The sequence below is a fragment of the Streptomyces corallincola genome (assembly GCF_019104725.1).
In the GTDB taxonomy this organism is placed as follows: domain Bacteria; phylum Actinomycetota; class Actinomycetes; order Streptomycetales; family Streptomycetaceae; genus Streptomyces; species Streptomyces corallincola.
This window is the reverse complement of record NZ_JAHRXF010000020.1, coordinates 72,021-92,009: the sequence shown is the minus strand read 5'-3', so window position 1 is coordinate 92,009 and position 19,989 is coordinate 72,021. Positions and strand designations below refer to the sequence as shown.

The 19,989-nt window shown below is 73.6% G+C and carries 17 protein-coding genes; 14 read left to right on the top strand and 3 right to left on the bottom strand.

Annotated features, from left to right (window positions below):
• The first annotated feature begins 2 nt into the window (after positions 1-2).
• From KUM39_RS15335 to KUM39_RS15315, 5 genes are read left to right on the top strand one after another with little or no spacing between them, the layout of a single operon-like run.
• A complete protein-coding gene (locus KUM39_RS15335; protein ID WP_308288143.1) occupies positions 3-863 on the top strand; it encodes a diiron oxygenase in 861 nt (286 codons plus the stop codon).
• Entirely contained in the window at positions 860-1,687 is an 828-nt protein-coding gene (locus KUM39_RS15330) for a class-II aminoacyl-tRNA synthetase family protein (protein ID WP_217786181.1), read from the top strand. Before KUM39_RS15335 ends, KUM39_RS15330 begins: the two co-directional genes overlap by 4 nt.
• Positions 1,684-2,085 (top strand): holo-ACP synthase, encoded by a 402-nt coding sequence (locus tag KUM39_RS15325; RefSeq protein ID WP_308288142.1) that lies wholly within the window; start codon positions 1,684-1,686, stop codon positions 2,083-2,085. Before KUM39_RS15330 ends, KUM39_RS15325 begins: the two co-directional genes overlap by 4 nt.
• 2 nt (positions 2,086-2,087) lie before the next feature.
• Positions 2,088-2,324: a phosphopantetheine-binding protein gene (locus tag KUM39_RS15320; protein WP_217786200.1), complete on the top strand. Its 237-nt coding sequence runs from the start codon at positions 2,088-2,090 to the stop codon at positions 2,322-2,324.
• A 20-nt stretch (positions 2,325-2,344) separates the two neighbouring features.
• On the top strand, positions 2,345-3,199 hold the full coding sequence (locus tag KUM39_RS15315; protein ID WP_217786180.1) for a class I SAM-dependent methyltransferase: 855 nt from the start codon (positions 2,345-2,347) through the stop codon (positions 3,197-3,199).
• Positions 3,200-3,341: 142 nt separating this feature from the next.
• Here KUM39_RS15315 and KUM39_RS15310 read toward each other — a convergent pair whose 3' ends face one another.
• The gene (locus KUM39_RS15310) at positions 3,342-4,109 is read right to left on the bottom strand and encodes a hypothetical protein (protein ID WP_217786179.1); all 768 of its coding nucleotides are present in this window, start codon (positions 4,107-4,109) and stop codon (positions 3,342-3,344) included.
• A 167-nt stretch (positions 4,110-4,276) separates the two neighbouring features.
• Complete coding sequence (locus tag KUM39_RS15305) at positions 4,277-5,950, bottom strand: PucR family transcriptional regulator (protein ID WP_217786178.1); 1,674 nt, start codon at positions 5,948-5,950, stop codon at positions 4,277-4,279.
• 427 nt (positions 5,951-6,377) lie between these two features.
• Here KUM39_RS15305 and KUM39_RS15300 point away from each other — a divergent pair, with 427 nt between their 5' ends.
• The 4 genes from KUM39_RS15300 to KUM39_RS15285 all read left to right on the top strand — a co-directional run bounded on the left by KUM39_RS15300 (position 6,378) and on the right by KUM39_RS15285 (position 11,598).
• Positions 6,378-7,271 carry an FAD binding domain-containing protein gene (locus tag KUM39_RS15300; RefSeq protein WP_217786177.1) on the top strand — a complete coding sequence of 298 codons (894 nt, stop codon included), beginning with the start codon at positions 6,378-6,380 and terminating at the stop codon, positions 7,269-7,271.
• Positions 7,271-7,906, top strand: coding sequence for a (2Fe-2S)-binding protein (locus KUM39_RS15295; protein ID WP_217786176.1), 636 nt, complete (start codon positions 7,271-7,273; stop codon positions 7,904-7,906). The genes KUM39_RS15300 and KUM39_RS15295 overlap by 1 nt, the downstream gene beginning before the upstream one ends.
• Before the next feature lie 2 nt (positions 7,907-7,908).
• Positions 7,909-10,293 (top strand): xanthine dehydrogenase family protein molybdopterin-binding subunit, encoded by a 2,385-nt coding sequence (locus KUM39_RS15290; protein WP_217786175.1) that lies wholly within the window; start codon positions 7,909-7,911, stop codon positions 10,291-10,293.
• A gap of 165 nt (positions 10,294-10,458) precedes the next feature.
• Positions 10,459-11,598: an XdhC family protein gene (locus KUM39_RS15285; protein ID WP_217786174.1), complete on the top strand. Its 1,140-nt coding sequence runs from the start codon at positions 10,459-10,461 to the stop codon at positions 11,596-11,598.
• Positions 11,599-11,890: 292 nt separating this feature from the next.
• On the opposite strand, the gene KUM39_RS15280 is transcribed toward KUM39_RS15285, so the two are convergent.
• On the bottom strand, positions 11,891-12,331 hold the full coding sequence (locus KUM39_RS15280) for an SRPBCC family protein (RefSeq protein WP_217786173.1): 441 nt from the start codon (positions 12,329-12,331) through the stop codon (positions 11,891-11,893).
• 215 nt (positions 12,332-12,546) lie between these two features.
• Between KUM39_RS15280 and KUM39_RS15275 the strand changes: the two genes are divergently transcribed.
• The 5 genes from KUM39_RS15275 (at position 12,547) to KUM39_RS15255 (ending at position 19,956) form a co-directional block, all read left to right on the top strand.
• Positions 12,547-12,993 (top strand): TIGR03668 family PPOX class F420-dependent oxidoreductase, encoded by a 447-nt coding sequence (locus KUM39_RS15275; RefSeq protein WP_217786172.1) that lies wholly within the window; start codon positions 12,547-12,549, stop codon positions 12,991-12,993.
• 97 nt (positions 12,994-13,090) lie between these two features.
• Positions 13,091-14,914 (top strand): S1 family peptidase, encoded by a 1,824-nt coding sequence (locus KUM39_RS15270; RefSeq protein WP_217786171.1) that lies wholly within the window; start codon positions 13,091-13,093, stop codon positions 14,912-14,914.
• Positions 14,911-17,211 carry a serine/threonine-protein kinase gene (locus KUM39_RS15265; RefSeq protein ID WP_308288141.1) on the top strand — a complete coding sequence of 767 codons (2,301 nt, stop codon included), beginning with the start codon at positions 14,911-14,913 and terminating at the stop codon, positions 17,209-17,211. Before KUM39_RS15270 ends, KUM39_RS15265 begins: the two co-directional genes overlap by 4 nt.
• 88 nt (positions 17,212-17,299) lie before the next feature.
• Entirely contained in the window at positions 17,300-18,886 is a 1,587-nt protein-coding gene (locus tag KUM39_RS15260) for a vWA domain-containing protein (protein WP_217786170.1), read from the top strand.
• A complete protein-coding gene (locus tag KUM39_RS15255; RefSeq protein ID WP_217786169.1) occupies positions 18,883-19,956 on the top strand; it encodes a GlnX family signal transduction membrane protein in 1,074 nt (357 codons plus the stop codon). The genes KUM39_RS15260 and KUM39_RS15255 overlap by 4 nt, the downstream gene beginning before the upstream one ends.
• Positions 19,957-19,989: the final 33 nt, after the last annotated feature.

The window sequence follows — 19,989 nt, the reverse complement described above, 5'->3', positions numbered from 1 at the left end:
GAGTGAACGACAGCCGGGACCGGTTCCAGCACGTGCTCGACCGACTCAGCACCAAGGCCGTGGACGACTACTACAACCCCTACCGGCTCCTGGAGTGGCCGGACAGCCTGCCCGACGACATGTGGTGGATGAGTCCGGAACTGACCACCACGCACGGCACTGCGGTGGCGGCCGGACTGTCCGAGGCCCAACTGCGCGCCCTCTCCAAGTACGAGAGCCTGAACTTCTACAGCCTGAACGTCCACGGCATCCGGGACCTCCTCATCGAGGTCACCCGCCGCATCCACACCAGCGGCTACGAGGAGCCGTCGCGGTTCTTCCACCACTTCATCGGTGAGGAGAACGAACACATGTGGTTCTTCGCGGAGTTCTGCCTGCGCTACGGCGGCCGCATCTACCGGCAGCAGCCGGCCGGGGAACGCGCCGCACCGCAACGGAAGGAGACCGAGAGCCTGCTGGTGTTCGTGCGCATCCTGGTCTTCGAGGAACTCGTTGACCACTTCAACTCCCTCATGGCACGCGACACCCGGCTGCACGACACCGTCCGGGCGATCAACCGCATCCACCACCAGGACGAGTCGCGGCACATCGCCTTCGGCCGCGAACTCGTCGGCCTGCTCTTCGAGGACGTACGGCGCACCGCCGACGAGGGGGAGCTCGACGCCGTGGCGGCCTACGTGCGCCGCTACATGACGTACAGCTTCGAGTCGCTCTACAACCCGCGGGTCTACCGGGACGCCGGACTCGACGACCCGCTGGGGGTGCGCCGGAAGCTGCTGGACTCCCCGGAGCGCGCCGAGCTGGAGCGGAGCGTGTTCCACCGGACGCGGACGTACCTCGAAAGGACGGGCCTCCTGCGATGAAACCGACCCCCGCCCGCGAACGGCCCACGGACCGGCCGGACATCCTGGACCCCGACCGCACCGAACTCCTGCGCGCGCTGGACGCCGGGTTCACCGGCTGGGCCCGCGCCGAAGGAGCGCGCGAGATCGTCGTGCCCCCGCTGTACGGCGTGGCCGACCTGGAGAAGTTCGACGTCTACCAGAACTTCCCCCAACTCGCCTTCCTCGCCGCTCCGCTGAGCGTCACCGAGGGAGAGCCCCCGCCCGCGACCACCGACCTGGGAACGGCCAGGTTCGGCCTCCCGCACTCCGCGTGCCTCGGCGCGTATCTGTTCCACGAGGACTCCGAACTCGCGGGGGACACCGTCCTCACGATGGTCCAATGGTGCTTCCGCAACGAGGACCACTACGTGCCCCTGCGCCGCCAGGCCGCCTTCCAGATGCGGGAGACCGTCGCACTCGGCTCCTACGAGCACACGCAGCGGCTGCTGGACCGGGCCGGGGAACGGATCACGGCGTTCGGGGCCGCGCTGGGGCTCGGACTCGCCCGGGAAGCCGCGTCGGACCCCTTCTTCGCACGGGACGGCGCGCGTGCCCTGATGTCCCGGCTCAGCCCGGTCAAACACGAGTTCCGGTTCGGGGACCTCGCCCTCGCCTCGGTCAACACGCACCGCAACTTCTTCGGCGAACGCTGCCGCATCCGGCTCGCGGGCACCTCCGAGTACGCCTACACCTCCTGCGTCGCCTTCGGCCTGGAACGCTGGGTCGCCGTCCTGCTGGACGCCCACGGCACGGCGGCCCGCGCGACGGAGGCGGTGCGCGCCGCCGCGGGAGCGCTCCGGTGACCGCACCCGGCCGGATCGGCATCGACATGGTCCCGTTCACCCGCGTACGCGCCCTGCTGGGCGGCGGGCTGCTGGCCGGCCGCATGCTCAGCGCGGACGAGCGGCGTCTCCTCCTCGACGGCGACGAGCCGGACGTCCCGGGCATCGCCGGCCGACTGGCCGCGAAGGAGGCGGTGTTCAAGCTGTTCCACGCCACCGGGGAGACCGTGCCCTGGCAGGGCATCGAGATCCTGCGCGCCGAAAGCGGCGCGCCCTGGGTGCGGTTGAGCGGCCGGGCCGCCGCGCTGGCCCGCGGCGCCGGGATCGGCTCGGTCTCCGTCTCCATCACCCATGACGAACCCTGTGCCGTGGCGGTCGCGCTCACGGCCCCGGACTCCGAGGAGCGGAGCGCACCTTGACCGTGAACGACGGAATCGACGTGGTCCGGAACTGGATTCTGAGCCGGCACCCCGAACGCGCCCGCATCGGTCCCGACGAGGACCTCGTCCGCACCCGGCTGGTGGACTCGCTGAGCTTCGTCGAACTCGTCTACGTCATCGAGAACGCCACCGGCGCGGAGATCGACTTCGACACCATCGACCTGAAGGACTTCCAGAGCCTGTCCGCCATCCAGCGGGCCTTCTTCACCACCGCTTGACGATTCGGAGGACCCACAGCATGGAAGCGGTCTCGTACACGGCCCAGTGGACGGCCGCCGCACGGGCCCTGGAGACCGAACGGGGCGACCGGGCCGCCTTCCTGGACCCCTACGCCCGGACGCTGGCCGCGCCGCGCGGCTTCGAACTGCTGGAGAAGAACCGGGGCGGCGGCCTGACCGCGTTCATCGCCATCCGCACGCGCTACCTGGACGACACTGTCCGGCGGACCCTCGCCGACGGCGCCGTCCGGCAGGTCGTCCTCGTCGCCGCGGGCATGGACACCCGGGCGTTCCGGCTCGACTGGCCCGACGAGGCCACCGTGTACGAGGTGGACCTCCCCGCCCTGCTGGCCGAGAAGCGCCGACGGCTGGCGGGGCTCGATGCCCGGCCGCGGGTGACCCGCCGCGAGGTCGCGGCCGACCTGCGCGGACCCTGGCTGCCGACGCTGGAGGAGGCGGGGTTCGACCGGACGCGACCGGTGCTGTGGATCGTCGAGGGGCTGATGTTCTTCCTCACGCCGGACCAGGCGGACGGTGTGCTGCGCACGCTCGGCTCGGCGTCGGCTCCCGGCAGTCGGCTCGCCGTGGACCTCGTCAGCCAGGCCCTGTTGCGCAGCCCCTTCTCCCGTGAGTTCCGCCGCGGCCTGGAGGCGGACGGTACTCCGTGGCTGTTCGGCACCGACGAGCCCGAGGACTATCTGACCGCGCGTGGCTGGCGGCCCACCGACGTCCGGGAACCCGGCGAGCCGGACGCCACTCACGCCGACTGGCCCTTCACCGTCCAGCCCCGGGAACGCCGCGGCCCCTCCCGAAGCTGGCTGATACGAGCCGAATCCCTGCCCGGCACGGGCCATGCCGGGACACGGCTCCCCTGAGACGGCCGCCGGGGCCTCCAGGGACGCTGCGATCCGCGCCGAGCACCGAATCCGCGGGCCGGACACCGGCACCGCGCGCCCTCCGGAGGAGAGTTCCCCGGCCGGGCTGCGCGGGGACCCGTACAGGGCCGCAGGGGTCCGGCTACGCCGACTCCGCCTCCGGTGGCTCCAGCGGCAGGTGCCGGCTCAGCCAGGTGGGAATGCCGCCCAGGAGCCGGTGGAGCCGCCGCGCCTCCTCACGGAGCCGGCTCGCCTCCGGCTCGGACTCCGCGTCGGCGAGGGACGCCAGAGCGGGCGCCGTACCCACCAGATACCCGAGCTCCTCGCGGATGCGGAGGGACTCGGCGAAACCCTGCCGGGCCTCGTGCAACTCGCCCTCGCGCAGGGCGAGTCCGGCGAGATGGCGCCAGGTGAACGAGAGCAGCAGCGGGTCGGCGTGGGCGGTGGCGCCCGCGTGGGCGCGGCGGTAGGCGGCGCGGGCGGCCTGCGGGGAGCGGGTGAGGTTCTCCGCGAGCAGGCCCCGGCGGAAGTCCAGCAGGGCGCGGGCCGCCGAGCCGGGCGGGATCATGGCAGCGGCCCGGCCGAGCGCGGCGCGTGCCTCGTCGGCGCGGTCCCGTATGCCGTGCAGCGTGGAGGTGTACGCCAGCTGGCCGCGCTCGCAGGCCGCCGCGCCGCGTTCCTCGTCGGTGTGGGCGACCGCCTCCGCCGTGCGCAGCGCGTCCTCCGCCTCCGGCCAGAACCGCTCGGTGTACAGGCACCGTTCGACCAGCAGCCCCGCCCGCTGGAGCGACCCGGCGGGGGTGTCGGCGGGCAGCAGGGCCGCCGCGTCGGCCCAGCACGCCCGTGAGCGCAAGCGCCACACCGCGGTCTGGAGCGGATCGTCACCGGCGGTCGTTCCAGAACCAGACATGGCGGAATGCGCCACGTTGCCCTCCCCATGCACGCCATCGAGCCGTTGAGTGGTGGCGGCATTCCAGCACCAAGTGACGGGCCGGGCCAAGGGGGTGGGTGAAAGAATTCACAAAGGGGCGGGGCGCGGTCGTGGCACGGCCACCGCGTCACGCGCCCCGCGATGCCTCAACTCATGCGCAGGGCCAGGAAGAAGTCCAGTTTGTCCTCCAGTCGGGACAGGTCCCGTCCTGTCAACTGCTCGATACGGCCCACCCGGTAGCGCAACGTGTTGACGTGCAGGTGAAGTCGCGCCGCGCAGCGGGTCCAGGAGCCGTCGCAGTCGAGGAATGCCTCCAGGGTCGGGATCAGCTCCGCGCGGTGGCGGCGGTCGTACTCCTGGAGCGGGTCGAGCAGCCGGGCGGTGAAGGCACGCCGGACGTCGTCGGGGACGAACGGGAGCAGCAGGACGTGCGAGGCGAGTTCCTGGTGCCCGGCCGCGCAGACCCGGCCGGGGCGGGCGGCGGCGACCCGGCGGGCGTGCCGGGCCTCCTCCAGCGCCCCGCGCAGCCCCTCGGCGGAGTGCACGGCCGCGCTGACCCCGAGGGTGAGGCGGCCGTCGCCGTCCAGACCCGCCGTGAGCGGTTCGCCGACCGAGCGCAGCAGTTCGTCGGCGAGCAGGCCGCCGCCGGTGCCGTCGTGATCGGCGGCGACCGCCGGGAGCGGGACCAGCGCCACCGCCTCGTCCCCGGTGTGCGCCACGGCCATCCGGTCGGACGGCTCGGGTCCGGTCGTGCGCGGATCGACGAGGATCTCCTCCAGCAGCCGCTGCGCCACCGGCCCGCCCGGCACCTCGCCGCCGTCCCACTCGACGCGGGCCACCACCACCTGCCAGTGCGGGGCCGCGCCCAGGCCGGGCAGCAGCACCGGCGCGGCGACCCGGAGGCGGGCGGCGATCTCGGCGGGCGGGGCGCCCGACTGCACCAGTTCCAGCACCTCCTGCGCGAGCCGTCGCCGTACCGTACGGGCCGCGTCGCGGCGGTCGCGCTCCACGGAGATCAGCTGGGTGACGCCCTGGAGCAGGTCGCGCCGCTCCTCGGGCCACTCGCCCGCGTCCGCCTCGACGGCCAGCAGCCAGTCGGAGAGCACCGTCTCGCGCACATCCCGCTCGGCGTCCGGCGCGCGCCCGGCGCCGTCCACCGGGAACAGGGAGTACCGCACGCCGTCGAGCACCACCCGGTGCGGGCTGCGGCGTCCGGCGCGCACCGCCGCCAGATGCTCGGCGGCCAGCGCCGCGCAGGTCTCCGGCGCCGGGGCGGGACCGCCCACGCCGGACCCGGCGATCAGCCGGCCGGTGGCGGAGAGCACCCAGGCCCGCAGGTCCAGGTCGCTGCCGAGCAGGTCGAGCACCACGTCCGGGCCGCCGCCCGCCGGGCCGGACGTCATCATCCTGCGGTGCCGGTCCACCACGGCGGCCAGATCGCCCGCCCGCTCGCCGGACACCTGCCGTACGACATGCTCGGTGACCACCGCGAAGGACACCGACTCGTGCACCGCGAACAGCGGTATCCGGTGCCGCGCGCAGGCCACCACCAGATCCTCCGGTACGGCGCCCAGCTCGGCCTCGCCCGCCCCGACGGCCGCCACCCCGGCCTGCGCGAGGATGCGGACGAACGGCTCGGAGTCCTCCGGGCCGCGCCGCCAGGCGAGCCCGGTCAGCACCAGTTCCCCGCCGGAGAGATAGCGGCTCGGGTCGCGCAGGTCGGTGGTCATCACCCCGCGGACCGGGCGGTCCAGCTCGTCCGCCCCGCCGAGGAGCCGCAGCCCCAGCGCGTCGGACTCCAGCAGTGCGCGCAGCCGCATCTCGTCGCCGCCGTTTCCTTGTCTAGAAATCTACGATGGTCCCTGTGGGTCACCGGGGCGGAATCCCCCCGGTGGGGGCGCACGGGCCGCACTGCGGAGAGCGCCGGACGGTCCGCCGCGTTTCCTGAGGGAAACAGCGAGGTTTCCGATCGCCTCCGTTCATACGAATCTACAAGATGACCGCCGTGGCCAGCCAACTCCTTCATGGTTTCGGTGACTGACACCGCCGGAGCACGTGACGGTGTACTGAGGTCACTGCGCGTAAAAAGGACATGAACGAGCCCGGCCCGCCGCACACGGATTGGTTCGATCCGTGCGACCCGCGCACGGCGCACACACGGCCCGCGCGCGAACCGCCGTGCGCTCGCCCCGGTGTGACCCCACGTGCGGCCCCGTACGACGCACACGACGAAGAAGAGAGCCGGTCATGGACTTCCTTCGCCCCGCCAGCTGGGAGGAGGCGCTCGCCGCGAAGGCCGAGCACCCCACCGCTGTGCCGATCGCGGGTGGCACCGACGTCATGGTGGAGATCAACTTCGACCACCGGCGCCCCGGCCACCTGCTCGACCTCACCCGGATCGGCGACCTGTACGATTGGGAGCGCGGCGAGCGGAGCGTGCGGCTCGGCGCCTCGGTGCCGTACACCCGGATCATGTCCGAGCTCCGCGCCGACCTGCCCGGCCTCGCGCTCGCCGCGCACACCGTCGCCTCCCCGCAGATCCGCAACCGGGGCGGCGTCGGCGGCAACCTCGGCACCGCCTCCCCGGCCGGTGACGCCCACCCCGCGCTGCTCGCGGCCGGTGCCGAGGTCGAGGTGGCCTCCGCCGCGCGCGGCACCCGCATGATCCCGATCGACGCCTTCTACACCGGCGTCAAGCGCAACGCGCTGGAACCCGACGAGCTGATCCGCGCCGTGCACGTGCGCAGGGCCGACGGGCCCCAGCAGTTCTCCAAGGTCGGCACCCGCAACGCGATGGTCATCGCCGTCTGCGCCTTCGGCCTCGCCCTGCACCCGGAGACCCGTACCGTGCGCACCGGCATCGGCTCCGCCGCGCCCACCCCCGTACGGGCCGCCGCCGCCGAGGAGTTCCTCGCCGCCGCGCTGGAGGAGGGCGGCCACTGGGAGAGCGGGAAGACCGTACCGCCGTCCGTCGCCCGGCAGTTCGCCCAGCTCTGCTCCGGCGCCTGCAACCCGATCGACGACGTGCGCGGCACCGCGAGCTACCGGCGGCACGCCGTCGGGGTGATGGCCCGCCGGACGCTGATGTGGACCTGGGAGTCGTACCGCGGCGCACGCCGCACCACCGAGGGAGCAGCCTGATGCGCGTCACCTTCACCGTCAACGGGCGCCCGCAGGAGGCCGACGACGTCTGGGAGGGCGAGTCCCTGCTGTACGTGCTGCGCGAGCGGCTCGGCCTGCCCGGCTCCAAGAACGCCTGCGAACAGGGCGAGTGCGGCTCCTGCACCGTCCGCCTCGACGGCGTGCCCGTCTGCTCCTGCCTGGTCGCCGCCGGGCAGGCCGAGGGGCGCGAGATCGTGACCGTCGAGGGGCTCGCGGAACACGCCCGCGAACGCGCCCGCGCCGCCGCCCCCCGCACCTCGGACACGACGGGCGCGTCCGACCCGTCCGGGTCCGGCCCGGGCGCCTCCGGCACGGCCGGTACGCCGCTGGACGCGGCGCGGGCCTGGCGGGCGCACGGCGCCGACCCGCACACCGGCGACGGCACCGAACTCGCCCCGGTGCAGCAGGCGTTCATCGACGCCGGTGCCGTCCAGTGCGGCTTCTGCACCCCCGGACTGCTGGTCGCAGCCGACGAGATGCTGGAACGCAACCCCAACCCCAGCGACGCCGACATCCGCGAGGCCCTCTCCGGCAACCTGTGCCGCTGCACCGGCTACGAGAAGATCATGGACGCGGTCCGCCTCGCGGCCGCCCGGCAGGGAGAGGCGGTCTGACCATGCCGGCCATCGGCGCACCCACCAGGATCACCCAGGGGTCCCGGACCCGCGGCGGCATCGGCGAGTCCACGCTCCGCCCGGACGGCACCCTCAAGGTCACCGGCGAGTTCGCGTACTCCTCCGACATGTGGCACGAGGACATGTTGTGGGGCCACATCCTCCGCTCCACCGTCGCGCACGCCGAGATCGTCTCCCTCGACACCTCCGAGGCACTCGCCCAGCCCGGCGTGTACGCCGTCCTCACCTACGACGACCTACCCACCGAGGTGCGGAACTACGGCCTGGAAATCCAGGACACCCCCGTCCTCGCCAACGGCAAGGTCCGCCACCACGGCGAACCCGTCGCCCTGGTCGCCGCCGACCACCCCGAGACCGCCCGCCGCGCCGCCGCGCGGATCAGAGTCGAGTACCGCGAACTCCCCGTGATCACCGACGAGTCGAGCGCCACCGCGCCCGACGCCGTCCTGGTCCACGAGAACCGCGACGACCACCACTTCGCGCACGTCCCGCACCCCAACATCCTGCACCGCCAGCCGATCGTGCGCGGCGACGCCGACGCGGCGGCCGCCCGCGCCGACGTCATCGTGCGCGGCGAGTACACCTTCGGCATGCAGGACCAGGCGTTCCTCGGCCCCGAGTCCGGGCTCGCCGTCCCCGAGGAGGACGGCGGCGTCCACCTCTACATCGCCACCCAGTGGCTCCACTCCGACCTGCGCCAGATCGCCCCCGTCCTCGGCCTGCCCGAGGACAAGGTGCGCATGACGCTCGCCGGGGTCGGCGGCGCCTTCGGCGGGCGCGAGGACCTGTCCATGCAGATCCACGCCTGCCTGCTGGCCCTGCGCACCGGCAAACCCGTGAAGATCGTCTACAACCGGTTCGAGTCCTTCTTCGGACACGTCCACCGCCACCCCGCCCGGCTCAGCTACGAGCACGGCGCCACCCGCGACGGCAGGCTCACCCACGTCCGCTGCCGGATCGTCCTGGACGGCGGCGCGTACGCCTCCGCCTCCCCGGCCGTCGTCGGCAACGCCTCCTCGCTCTCCGTCGGGCCGTACGTGGTCGAGGACGTGGACATCGAGGCCCTCGCGCTCTACTCCAACAACCCGCCCTGCGGGGCGATGCGCGGCTTCGGCGCCGTCCAGGCGTGCTTCGCCTACGAGGCCCAGATGGACAAGGTCGCCGCCCAACTCGGCATGGACCCCGTGGAGTTCCGCCGGATCAACGCGATGGAACAGGGCACCCTGCTCCCCACCGGGCAGGCCGTGGACTCGCCCGCGCCGGTCGCCGAACTCCTGCGCCGCGTCAAGGCGATGCCGCTGCCGCCCGAGCGCCAGTGGGAGTCCAGCGAGGGCGCCGACGTACGGCAACTGCCCGGCGGCCTGTCCAACACCACGCACGGCGAAGGCGTCGTACGCGGGATCGGCTACGCGGTCGGCATCAAGAACGTCGGCTTCTCCGAGGGGTTCGACGACTACTCCACCGCCAAGGTCCGGCTGGAGGTCGTCGGCGGCCGGCCCGTCGCCATCGTGCACACCGCGATGGCCGAGGTCGGCCAGGGCGGCGTCACCGTGCACGCGCAGATCGCCCGCACCGAACTCGGCGTCACCCAGGTCACCATCCACCCCGCCGACACCCAGGTCGGCTCGGCCGGTTCCACCTCCGCCTCCCGGCAGACCTACGTCACAGGCGGCGCCGTGAAGAACGCCTGCGAACTCGTCCGGGAGAAGGTCCTGGAGATCGGCCGACGCAAGTTCGGCACCCACCACCCCGCCTGGGCCACCGCCGAACTCCTGCTGGAGGGCGGCAAGGTGGTCACCGACGGCGGCGAGGTGCTCGGCACGCTGGCCGACGTGCTGGAGGACGAGGGCGTCGAGATCGAGGCGGAGTGGCGGCACCGGCCGACCCAGCCGTTCGACCTGCGCACCGGACAGGGCAACGGACATGTGCAGTACTCGTTCGCCGCGCACCGCGCCGTGGTCGAGGTGGACACCGAACTCGGCCTGGTCAAGGTCGTGGAGCTGGCCTGCGCCCAGGACGTCGGCAAGGCCCTGAACCCGCTTTCCGTGGTCGGCCAGATCCAGGGCGGCACCACGCAGGGCCTCGGGATCGCGGTGATGGAGGAGATCATCGTGGACCCGAAGACGGCGAAGGTCAGGAACCCCTCCTTCACCGACTACCTCATCCCGACCATCCTCGACACCCCGACCATCCCCGTCGATGTGCTCGAACTCGCCGACGACCACGCCCCGTACGGACTGCGCGGCATCGGCGAGGCACCCACCCTGTCCTCGACTCCCGCCGTCCTGGCGGCGATCCGGAACGCGACCGGGCTGGAGCTGAACCGCACCCCGGTACGGCCCGAGCACCTGACCGGTACGGCGTGACACCCCGTGCACTCCGGGCGGCGCGGAAACGTCACACACTCCGGCACGCCGCCCGGAACCCGTCGCCCGCGACACCGGCGCCCCCACGGGGAGGCTGACAGTGATCTCCCTCGTCCACCGACACGCCACCCCACGGTACGCACCAGCCCTGTGAGGAGACCGACCATGCTGGACATCGCCGAGCAACTGCACCGGTGGGTCGAGCAGGGCCGCGACTTCGCCGTCGCCACGGTCGTCGCCGTCGGCGGCAGCGCCCCCCGCCTGCCGGGCGCCGCCCTCGCCGTGGACGCCGAGGGCACGGCCGTCGGCTCGGTCTCCGGGGGGTGCGTCGAGGGCGCCGTCTACGAACTGTGCCGCGAGGCCCTGGAGAACGGCCGTACCGTCCTCGAACGGTTCGGCTACAGCGACGACGACGCCTTCGCCGTCGGTCTGACCTGCGGCGGCGTCATCGACATCCTGATCACTCCGGTACGCGGGGACAGCGCCGACCGGGAGGTGGTGGCCGAGGCGGTGGCGTCGGCGGCGAACGGTACGGCGGTGGCGCTGGCCCGCGTGGTCTCCGGCCCCGCCGGTCTGCTGGGCCGGGCCCTGCTGGTCCGCCCGGACGGCACCCGTACCGGCGGCCTCGGCGGCCACCCGGAACTGGACCGCGCGGTCGCGGCGGAGGCGGGCGCGTTCCTGGACGCGGGCCGCACCGGCACGCTGGAGATCGGCGCGGACGGCTCCCGCTGCGGCACCCCGCTGACCCTTCTGGTGGAGTCCGCCGTGCCCCCGCCCCGGATGATCGTGTTCGGCGCCATCGACTTCGCGTCCGCCCTCGTCCGCGTCGGCAAGTTCCTCGGCCACCACGTCACCGTCTGCGACGCCCGTCCCGTCTTCGCCACCCGTGCCCGCTTCCCCGAGGCCGACGAGATCGTCGTGGACTGGCCCCACCGCTACCTCGCCCGCACCGGCACCGACGCCCGTACCGTCCTCTGCGTCCTCACCCACGACCCCAAGTTCGACATCCCCCTCCTCGAACTCGCCCTCCGCCTCCCCGTCGCCTACGTCGGCGCGATGGGCTCCCGCCGCACCCACCTCGACCGCACCACCCGCCTCCGCGCCGCCGGCCTCACCGACCACGAACTCACCCGCCTCCACTCACCCATCGGCCTCGACCTCGGCGCCCACACCCCGGAGGAGACGGCCCTCTCGATCGCGGCGGAGATCGTGGCAACGAGACGAGGCGGCTCAGGCGCCCCACTGCGCGGGGGCGGTACGCCGATTCATCATGGGGTGGGGGAGTGGGTGGGGGCCGGGGTTTGAGGGGTGCGGGCGGCCGGGGGCAACTGTCCACGGGCGGAGCGAGCAGCGGCGGCCCGATGTCCACCAACGCGCTGGGCAGACCGGTGCCGCGAAAGCGGGACCGCCGTCGTAGTGGCTCCGGTCCCGGAGCCTCGGTGCGACGGCGCCCGACCCGGCCGGAGCGGGAAGCGCCTCGGCCGTCAGCGGTTCGGAGGTCGTGGTGTGCTGCGGGGCCGACGCCCGGAGACGGTGCCCGGTCTTGATCCTTGACGGTGTCAATCGATCGAGGTGGGCCATCCACAGCGCCGGGGGCTCACGGCATCCGCAGCAGCTTGTTCACCGCACGCCCGAACACTGAGTTCGCCGTCACCGAGATCAGCGGGTCCGCCGCTCCGGGAAGCAGGCGGAGGCGGATCTCCTCCTGCCAGTTGACGCGGGTTCGGCCGCCGGGGCCGGGGTGGACGGAGAGTTCGGCCCAGCCGAGGACGACTCGGCCGCGTTTCTCCAGGCGGACGAGGCCCGGTTCGCCGGAGAGGGGCGGCTGCCAGACGGTGACTTCCATGCGGTCGTCGAAGGAGAGGGGGCCGAGGCCGGAGCGGGCGACGAACTCCGTGCCCACGCGGGTCGGGCCGGGGGTGAGGACGGTGACACGGGTCAGGGGCACCACCTCGCCGTGGCGCGACCATGTGGTGAGGCGGCGCCACGCCTCCTCCAAGGAGAGCGGGACGGTCCGTTCGAGCGTGAAGACAGGCACGGCACCATCGTAGGAAACGGAGGCCGCCGACCGGCGCGTACGCGGCCGGGTCACCTGCTCGGCCTACACGCCGTCGCCTCCCCGCCGGTCGGCCCCGGCCGCCCCTCACCTCCGCTCCCCAGGTGCACCCTGCTCGCGCCCGCTCTCCAGGCATCCGATCATCGAAAACGTACGTCCGACCCCCGACCCCGACCCCGGCCCCCCTGGAGGCGAGCATGCCCGGTCTCTCCGAGGTGGAGGCGCGGCGTCGGTTCGGCGGGGCCCGTGTCGCCCGGCTGGCCACCGTCGGACCGGAGGGGCGGCCCCGGCTGGTGCCCGTCGTCTTCGCCCTGTGCCGGTACGACGGCGCCGACCTGATTGTCACCGCCGTCGATCACAAGCCGAAGACCACCACCCACCTCCGCCGCCTCACCGACATCACCGCCCACCCTGCCGTCTCTCTTCTCGCGGACGACTACGAAGAGGACTGGGACCGTCTCTGGTGGGCCCGCGCCGACGGCGACGCCCGCGTACTGCCCACCGGTGAGGTGGAGTTGAGGGGCATCGCGCTCGGGGAGCTGTGCCGCAAGTACCCCCAGTACCGCCAACACCCCCCGGAGGGAGCGGTGATCGCCGTGTCCGTACGCCGGTGGACCGGATGGACAGCACGGCGCGCCGACTGAACGCGCGCTCAGGCAGGCCGAGTTGACGCAAACCTGTCGAAGCGACCCCGTGCACACCAGTGGTCCCGGCCCGGTACGCGGAGTAATCTCGGGGGACATGACGCGCACGGGGGAGCGAGCCGTCAAGTCGCGGTTGCGTACGCCGTCCTGGGTGGCCCGGATCGAGGTCCCGGACGGCGGGGTGCTCGGTGCCGGGGTGCTGCTCGCCCCCGACCGGGTCCTCACCGCCGCCCATGTCGTCACGCCCGGACGGCCCTACGTCGTCCACTTCGTCGGCATCCCCGGTGTACCCGGAGTCGCCGCGACCGTACGCCCCGACGAGCACGTCCCGCAGCGCAAGGACGCCTTCGGTGACCGCAGCGGCGACCTGGCGCTGCTCCGGCTGGAGCGCCCGCTGTCCGCCGCGCACACCACCCGGCTCTACCGGCTCGCCTCACCGCACGGCCCGGTCAGCATGTACGGCTTCCCGGACGGCGACGACGGCGGACGCTGGCACGGCGCCACCCTGGTCGCCGCTCGCGGCCGGGACAGCCAGGTGCAGCTGCGCCCGCACAGTCCCGGCGAGCTGGCGGCACCCGGCTTCAGCGGCGGAGGTGTGGTCGATCACGGTACCGACGAGGTGATCGGGATCGTGCTCAGCGTGGACGAGGGCGGCGACTCCACGTTCAGCTACATGAGCCCCGCCGAGACCATCCTCAGCCACCTCCCGCAGGCCGCCGCCTGGACCGAGGGCACCGAGGCCGTCGATCCCGCGCTGCGCACCGCGAGCACGGGAGCCACCGGTCGGCTCGACGTGCCGTTCGCCACCGAACTCGCGCGCTGGTTCCGGGGCGAGGGCTGGCCGGTGCTCGTCACCGTCGTACCGGCGGACGGCGAACGCGCCTGGACCCTCGCCCGCGCCATCACCCTCGCGGACCGTGAACTGCGCACCCAGCACAACACGAGCGCCTTCCGGCACGACCCGCCCGAGACGGTACCCCCGGCGGGTGGTCACGATCTCGCCCTCGACGTCACCAATATGACGACTCATCAGATTCTGGACCGCTTCGCCGGGCGGCTCGGCATCCGAGGAGCCTCCGTACCCGGGGCGGCGGACGCACCCGATATGCCCGAACGGCTCGGCGCGTTGCGCGTGCCGCCGTCCGCCGTACTGGTAGGGGTCGATCGGTCCGCCGAACCCGACGCCCTATTGGAGGTGTTGGACCGGCTGGCCCGGCGGGGCGTGCGGCTGCTGCTCGTCTTCCGGCGGGACGGCGGGCGTGCCGAGGCGGCTGAGGAGTCGTTCGTCCGGGCGCCCGTGCGCGAGCGCTGGCACCGGCTCCACCGTGAAATCGTCGTGATCGTGGATGAGTTGGGACCGGCGCTCGACGCACGCCGCGACCGCGTCCTCCCTGAGCCCGGCGGGCGCCCCCTGCTGGAACAGGCGCGGGCGGGTGTGCGGCGTACCCGCATGCTGCGAGCCTGGATCGCCCACACCCCCGACCGTGAACGCCAACCTCACGCGGCGGACACCCTGTTCGCCTTCGAGGATGCCGTCACGCGCCGCAAGCGCCGACTCGAACGTGCCCTCGCCGCCCTCGACGCCCGGCTGCGGCGCCGCGACGAACTCCTCGGCCGCGTCACCGCCGCCTGGCCCCTGTACCGCGACCGCGTCCCCGCCCCGGACCAGGCCCGCACCCTCACGGCGTACACGCTCTACGAGGAGGCCCTCACCCTCCTCCGTCACCCGCCCTGCGACCTGGAAGCGGCCGAGACGGCGGCCCGGGGCTTCATGGAGTTCTGCTCCGGAGACACGGCCGAGGACGAGCCGGGAGACGAGCGAGGACACCGGCGAGGACACCGGCGAGGCGACCGGCGAGGCGACCGTCGAGGAGACCAAGAAGGCGACGAGCCGGGGGACGAGAAGGGAGGCGGGCGGTGAGCCGCCGGGAGCCGCTGCCGCACGTCGTGCCGGGGCAGGGCAGCCCCACGACCCCCTGCGCCCGCCCCGGCTGCGCCGGTCACATCATGCGCACCGGATACTGCGACACCTGCGGCCACCGCCACCGGGAGGCCGACGGCCCGCCCGCGTCCCGCGCCGAGTCCGGCCCGGAACACGCTCCCGCGCCGCAGGCCGTGCACGCGGTGGCCGGGGTCGGGGAACTGGACCAGCACGGACTGGTGCTGCTGCCCGAAGTTCCCTTGCCCGAAGGGGACTTGCTGACCGATCCCGCCCCGCCCACCGGCGGACGGCGGTGCGGGGCGAACGGCTGCACCATGATCGTGGGTGTCGGTTACGGCGGCCAGCCCGCCCGCGCCACCGGCCGCTGCCCCCGCTGCGGCACCCCGTACTCGTTCCTCCCGCAGCTCGACGCGGGCGACGTGGTCGCCGGGCACTACCGCGTCCTCGGCTGCCTCGCGCGCGGCGGCCTGGGATGGGTGTACCTGGCGGAGGACACCCGCGCCGACGGCTACCGCGTCGTACTGAAGGGACTGATCAACGTCCATGACGCGCTCGCCCGCCGCGCCGCCGTCGAGGAGCGCCGGTCGCTCACCGACCTGCACCACCCGGACATCGTCCGCATCATCACGTACGCCGAACACCCCACGCCCGAACACCTCACGCCCGGCCGCCCGTCCACCGGCTACCTCGTCATGGACTACATCGGCGGGCGGTCCCTGCAGAAGCTGTTCGACGCCGACGACGTGGAGCGCCTCTTCCAGGGCCGCCCGCGCCTCGACCACGTCCTCACCTACGGCTGCAAGATCCTCGGCGCACTGGAGTACATGCACGAACGCGGCCTACTCCACTGCGACGTGAAGCCCGCCAACGTCATCCACTTCGGCCGGGCCGTGAAGGTCATCGACCTCGGCGCCGTCCGCGCGATCGGGGACCGGGAGTCGGCGTACGTCCACACCGCCGGGTTCGCCCCGCCCCAGGAGGAGATCGACCGGCGCGGCTGGCACGTGGACAGCGATCTCTACACCGTCGGTACGACTCTCCAGGCGCTGGCGCGGGTCACCGAACCGGCGCGGGGGCTCGCCGCCGACTCCTTCCGGCGGCTGGTCGAGCGCGCCACGCACCCCGAACCCCGCGCCCGGTTCCGTACGGCTGCCGAGATGTCCCGCCAACTCTGGGAAGTCCTGCGGGAGTTCCGTTCGCTCACGTTCGGGGAGCAACTGCCGGAGAGTTCCACCCGGTTCCGCACCGGTGAGGCCGGCCTCGACGCCGGGCTCGGCGCCATTCCCGCGCTGGAGCACTGGACCCGGCGCGCCGCCGGGCCGCCCACCGGGCTCGACGTGTCCCCGCCCCGGCCCGCCGACGTGGCGGGCGCCCTGCCCGAACCGCTGCCCGACCCCGCCGACGGCGCCGCCCTGCTGCTCGACACCTTCCCGCCCGACGCCCCCGACCGCGTCGCCCGCCAGTGGCCCCGCGAATCCCGGCTCGGCACCCCCGAGACCGCGCTGTGGCTGTGCCGCGCCCATCTGCGCCGGGGCGAACGGCACGCGGCCGAGACCTGGCTGACGGAGGCCGAGACGCTGCTCGGGGAACGCGCCGCCTCCCACGACTGGCGCATCGCCTGGCACCGGGGCGTCCTCCACCTCGGCGGCGGCGACCCCCGGCGCGCCGGTGCCTGCTTCGCCGCAGTCCACCGCGCGCTCCCCGGCGAGTACGTCCCCAAACTCGCCCTCGGCTACTGCGCCGAACACACGTCAGACGGAACCGAGTCGGAGGCCATGAGCTTCCACGAGGCCGTGTGGGCGCGGGACTTCGCGCACACTGCCGCCGCGTTCGGTCTGGCACGCGGCCACTTGGCGGGCGGCGACCGGGACGCGGCCGTCCGCGTGCTGGACGACGTGCCCGCCACCTCCCGACACCACGACACCGCCCGCATCGCCGCCGTACGCGTCCGCGCGGGAGTCCTGCACGACCGCCCGCCGACCGGGGACGATCTGCGAGACGCCGAACGGCGCCTGGCCGCACTGCGGTTGGACGGCGGTGCCGCCGACGGTGAGTCGCGCGCCCGGCTGGTGGCCGAGATCCGCGAGAACGTCCTCCACCACCCGCCCGGCGACGGCATCCCGGCGGGCGATCTGCTCGGCCCGGGCGACGAGACCGCGCTGCGCGCCCTGCTGGAGCAGTCGTTCCGGCAACTCGCCGCCCAGGCGCGCACCGCCGACGAACACGGCCGACTCCTCGACCTGGCCCACGCCGTACGCCCCATGACGACCTTCTGACACCACGCCCGCCCGAAAGGGCCAGACCAACGAACCATTCACGCAGCACAGTTGAGGCCCGACACCACTGGCGAGAGGGACCCCGCCCATGAACGGCGAACACGCGGAGACCGGCGCCCGGACCGCCCCGGCACCCGGCGCCGGTCCGCACATCGCCGTGACCCTCGCCGTCGGCCAGCGCCCCGAACTGCCGGTCACCGGCGACCGCGCGATGCACGCCATCGTGGAGATCGGCGTCCGCAGCCACGACACCCCGCCCCTCGCGGCGTCCGGTACGGGCGGACCCGGCGGCCCCGCCTTGGCCGAGGTGCTGATCGTGGACACCTCCCGCTCGATGCTGCACCCGCCGGACAAGCTGCACGCGGCCAAGGACGCCACCGTCGCCGCCCTGCGACGGCTGCCCGAGGGGAGCGCGTTCGCCGTACTGTCCGGCCGGTTCGGCGCCGGAGTCGTCCACCCCGGCCCCGGCCGGGAGTCGATGGCACTCGCCGGGCCCGCCGAACGCGAGGCCGCCGAACGCGCCGTACGCCTGCTGGACGCGGACGGCGGCACCGCCATCGGACCCTGGCTCGACCTCGCCCGGCGGCTGCTCAACGAGCGGACCGCCCCCGTGAAGCACGTCCTGCTGCTCACCGACGGACGCAACGAGCACGATCGCCGCGCGGACATCGGCCTGGACACCGCGCTGGAGGCGTGCGACGGACGGTTCGTCTGCGACGCCTGGGGCATCGGCGAGGACTGGGACGCCGACCTGCTGCTGCGCATCACCCGCCGCCTGCACGGCCGGGCGGGCGCCGTCCGTGACGTGTCCGAACTCGCCTCTGTATACGAGGAGTTGATGAACGGACTGCTCGGCACGGCCGTGCCCGAGCTGCGCATCAGGCTCACCCCGACACCGGGCACGGTCATCCGTCGGGTCACCCAGGTCGTGCCGAACGAACAGGAACTCGCGCCCGTGGCAGCCCCGTTCAGGGAGCGCGGCGCCGAGTACGTCACCCGCGCCTGGAGCGAGGAGACCCGGCACTTCCAGGTCGTCCTGACCGCCGACCCCAGCGGCCGTGATATCGGTGAGGACCTTCAACTCGCCGCCGTGGAAGTCGTCGTGCCCGACTTCGGGCGCCCGGTGCTGCTGCCCGATCCGCGCCCCGTGCTGGTCCGCTGGACCGACGACCCGTACGACGCCTCACGACAGCATCCCGGGGTGCGGCGCCACGAGTTGTACCAGCAGGCGAGTGCCGCCGTGGCCCGCGCCTACCGGGCCTGGCTGCGACGCGCCGAGGGCGCCGACGAGGCCGACCGCGAACTCGGCCGGGCCCTCGCCCTCGCCGCGGAACTGGGCGACACCCAACTCCTCGGCGCACTACGGCGGATCGAGGTCACAGCCGGTACCGGGAAGATCCGCACGGGCCTCAAGGACGTGGACTGGCAGCACCTGATCCTCTCCAGCGCCCTCACCACCCCACCACGGCAGCCGTCGCCCGCCGGGTCGCCCCGCGAGACGGAACCGGCGGCCAGCGAGGACGGCACGGACGGTACGGGCGGCACAGGCGGCGCGGACGGCCCCGCCGAACTGACCGAGTGCCCGGGCTGCGGCTGGATCGGCCCGGCGGACTCGGCCTACTGCGGCGGCGACTGCGGACGGCCGCTGGGCCGACCGCTCGGCGGGACGGCATGAGCGGGCCTGGGGAGCACACCGGGCGAACCGGCGGACGGACGGCAGCCCCGGACTCCCGCCAACTCCGCGAGCGAACAGACCTGTTCACGGCCGCCCCCACCTCTGCCCCGGCCGCCCCCACCTCTGCCCCGGCCACCCCCACCTCTGCCCCGGCCGCCCCCACCAGCACCACCGCCCACGACCTCACCCTCCGCCGCCGTCTCCTCCTCACCCTCTCCGCCCTGCTCACCCTGGCCCTCTTCGCCTCCTACCAGGGCGTGCACGCCGACGCCGGGCCGCTGCGGACGTCCAGTGCCCCGGCGGTGCTCGCGCTCGACACCGCGCTGTACGCGCTCGACCAGGCGCAGGCGCGTGCCACCGGATCGCCTCCGTCCTTCAGCGAGTTCCAGAGACAGGTGTCGGTGGCCGCGCAGAGCGTGTCCCGGGCGGCGGCCGGTGATGCCGGGGGAGCGGCCGGACGGCAGGCCGTGCAGACGGTGGCCGGGCTCATCACCGGCTACACCGGCATGGTGCAGAAGGCCCAAGTGGAGCCCGAGGGAAGCCTGTTGCGGGAGGCGTACCTCAGTTACGCGACCACCATCCTGAAGTCCGAGGACTCCGGGATCGAGGCCCGGCTGCGCGAGTGGCAGCGTGAGCAGCTCGTGGCCGTGGACCGGCAGACCGCGTTCGGGCCGCTGCTCCTGGCCGGGTGGAGCACGACCGCGCTGCTGGCCGTGGCCCTCGCGGCAGGGCTCGCGGAGACCCAGCTCTTTCTGCGCCGCCGGTTCCGACGCCGGTACAACCGGGGGCTGTTGGCCGCCGCCGTCGTACTCGCCGCCGGATTCGCCGTCGTACTCCTCTTCACCGTCTGGACGTACCGGGGCATGGCCGACACACGGGCCCTGCTCGACGCGGCGCCGCCGGGGCCCGCCGTTCCCGAGGCGGGCCGCCGCACCGCCGGTTATCTCGCGCACACCGGGTTCCGCGCCGCCGCTGCCGGGTGGATTCCGCTGGGAGGTCTGCTGCTGATGGCCCTGTCCGACGCGGGACTGCGCCCGCACATCGCCGAGTACCGGTTCAGGCCCCGGTGAGCGCCCCCGGCACCGGAGTTCCGCGCGCCCGGC

Bases quoted from the DNA above. Each gene is read 5' to 3' on its own strand.
- KUM39_RS15330 (WP_217786181.1), top strand. From the start codon at position 860: ATGAAACCGACCCCCGCCCGCGAACGGCCCACGGACCGGCCGGACATC.
- KUM39_RS15315 (WP_217786180.1), top strand. From the start codon at position 2,345: ATGGAAGCGGTCTCGTACACGGCCCAGTGGACGGCCGCCGCACGGGCC.
- KUM39_RS15310 (WP_217786179.1), bottom strand. From the start codon at position 4,109: ATGTCTGGTTCTGGAACGACCGCCGGTGACGATCCGCTCCAGACCGCG.
- KUM39_RS15305 (WP_217786178.1), bottom strand. From the start codon at position 5,950: ATGCGGCTGCGCGCACTGCTGGAGTCCGACGCGCTGGGGCTGCGGCTC.
- KUM39_RS15300 (WP_217786177.1), top strand. From the start codon at position 6,378: ATGGACTTCCTTCGCCCCGCCAGCTGGGAGGAGGCGCTCGCCGCGAAG.
- KUM39_RS15295 (WP_217786176.1), top strand. From the start codon at position 7,271: ATGCGCGTCACCTTCACCGTCAACGGGCGCCCGCAGGAGGCCGACGAC.
- KUM39_RS15290 (WP_217786175.1), top strand. From the start codon at position 7,909: ATGCCGGCCATCGGCGCACCCACCAGGATCACCCAGGGGTCCCGGACC.
- KUM39_RS15285 (WP_217786174.1), top strand. From the start codon at position 10,459: ATGCTGGACATCGCCGAGCAACTGCACCGGTGGGTCGAGCAGGGCCGC.
- KUM39_RS15275 (WP_217786172.1), top strand. From the start codon at position 12,547: ATGCCCGGTCTCTCCGAGGTGGAGGCGCGGCGTCGGTTCGGCGGGGCC.
- KUM39_RS15270 (WP_217786171.1), top strand. From the start codon at position 13,091: ATGACGCGCACGGGGGAGCGAGCCGTCAAGTCGCGGTTGCGTACGCCG.
- KUM39_RS15260 (WP_217786170.1), top strand. From the start codon at position 17,300: ATGAACGGCGAACACGCGGAGACCGGCGCCCGGACCGCCCCGGCACCC.
- KUM39_RS15255 (WP_217786169.1), top strand. From the start codon at position 18,883: ATGAGCGGGCCTGGGGAGCACACCGGGCGAACCGGCGGACGGACGGCA.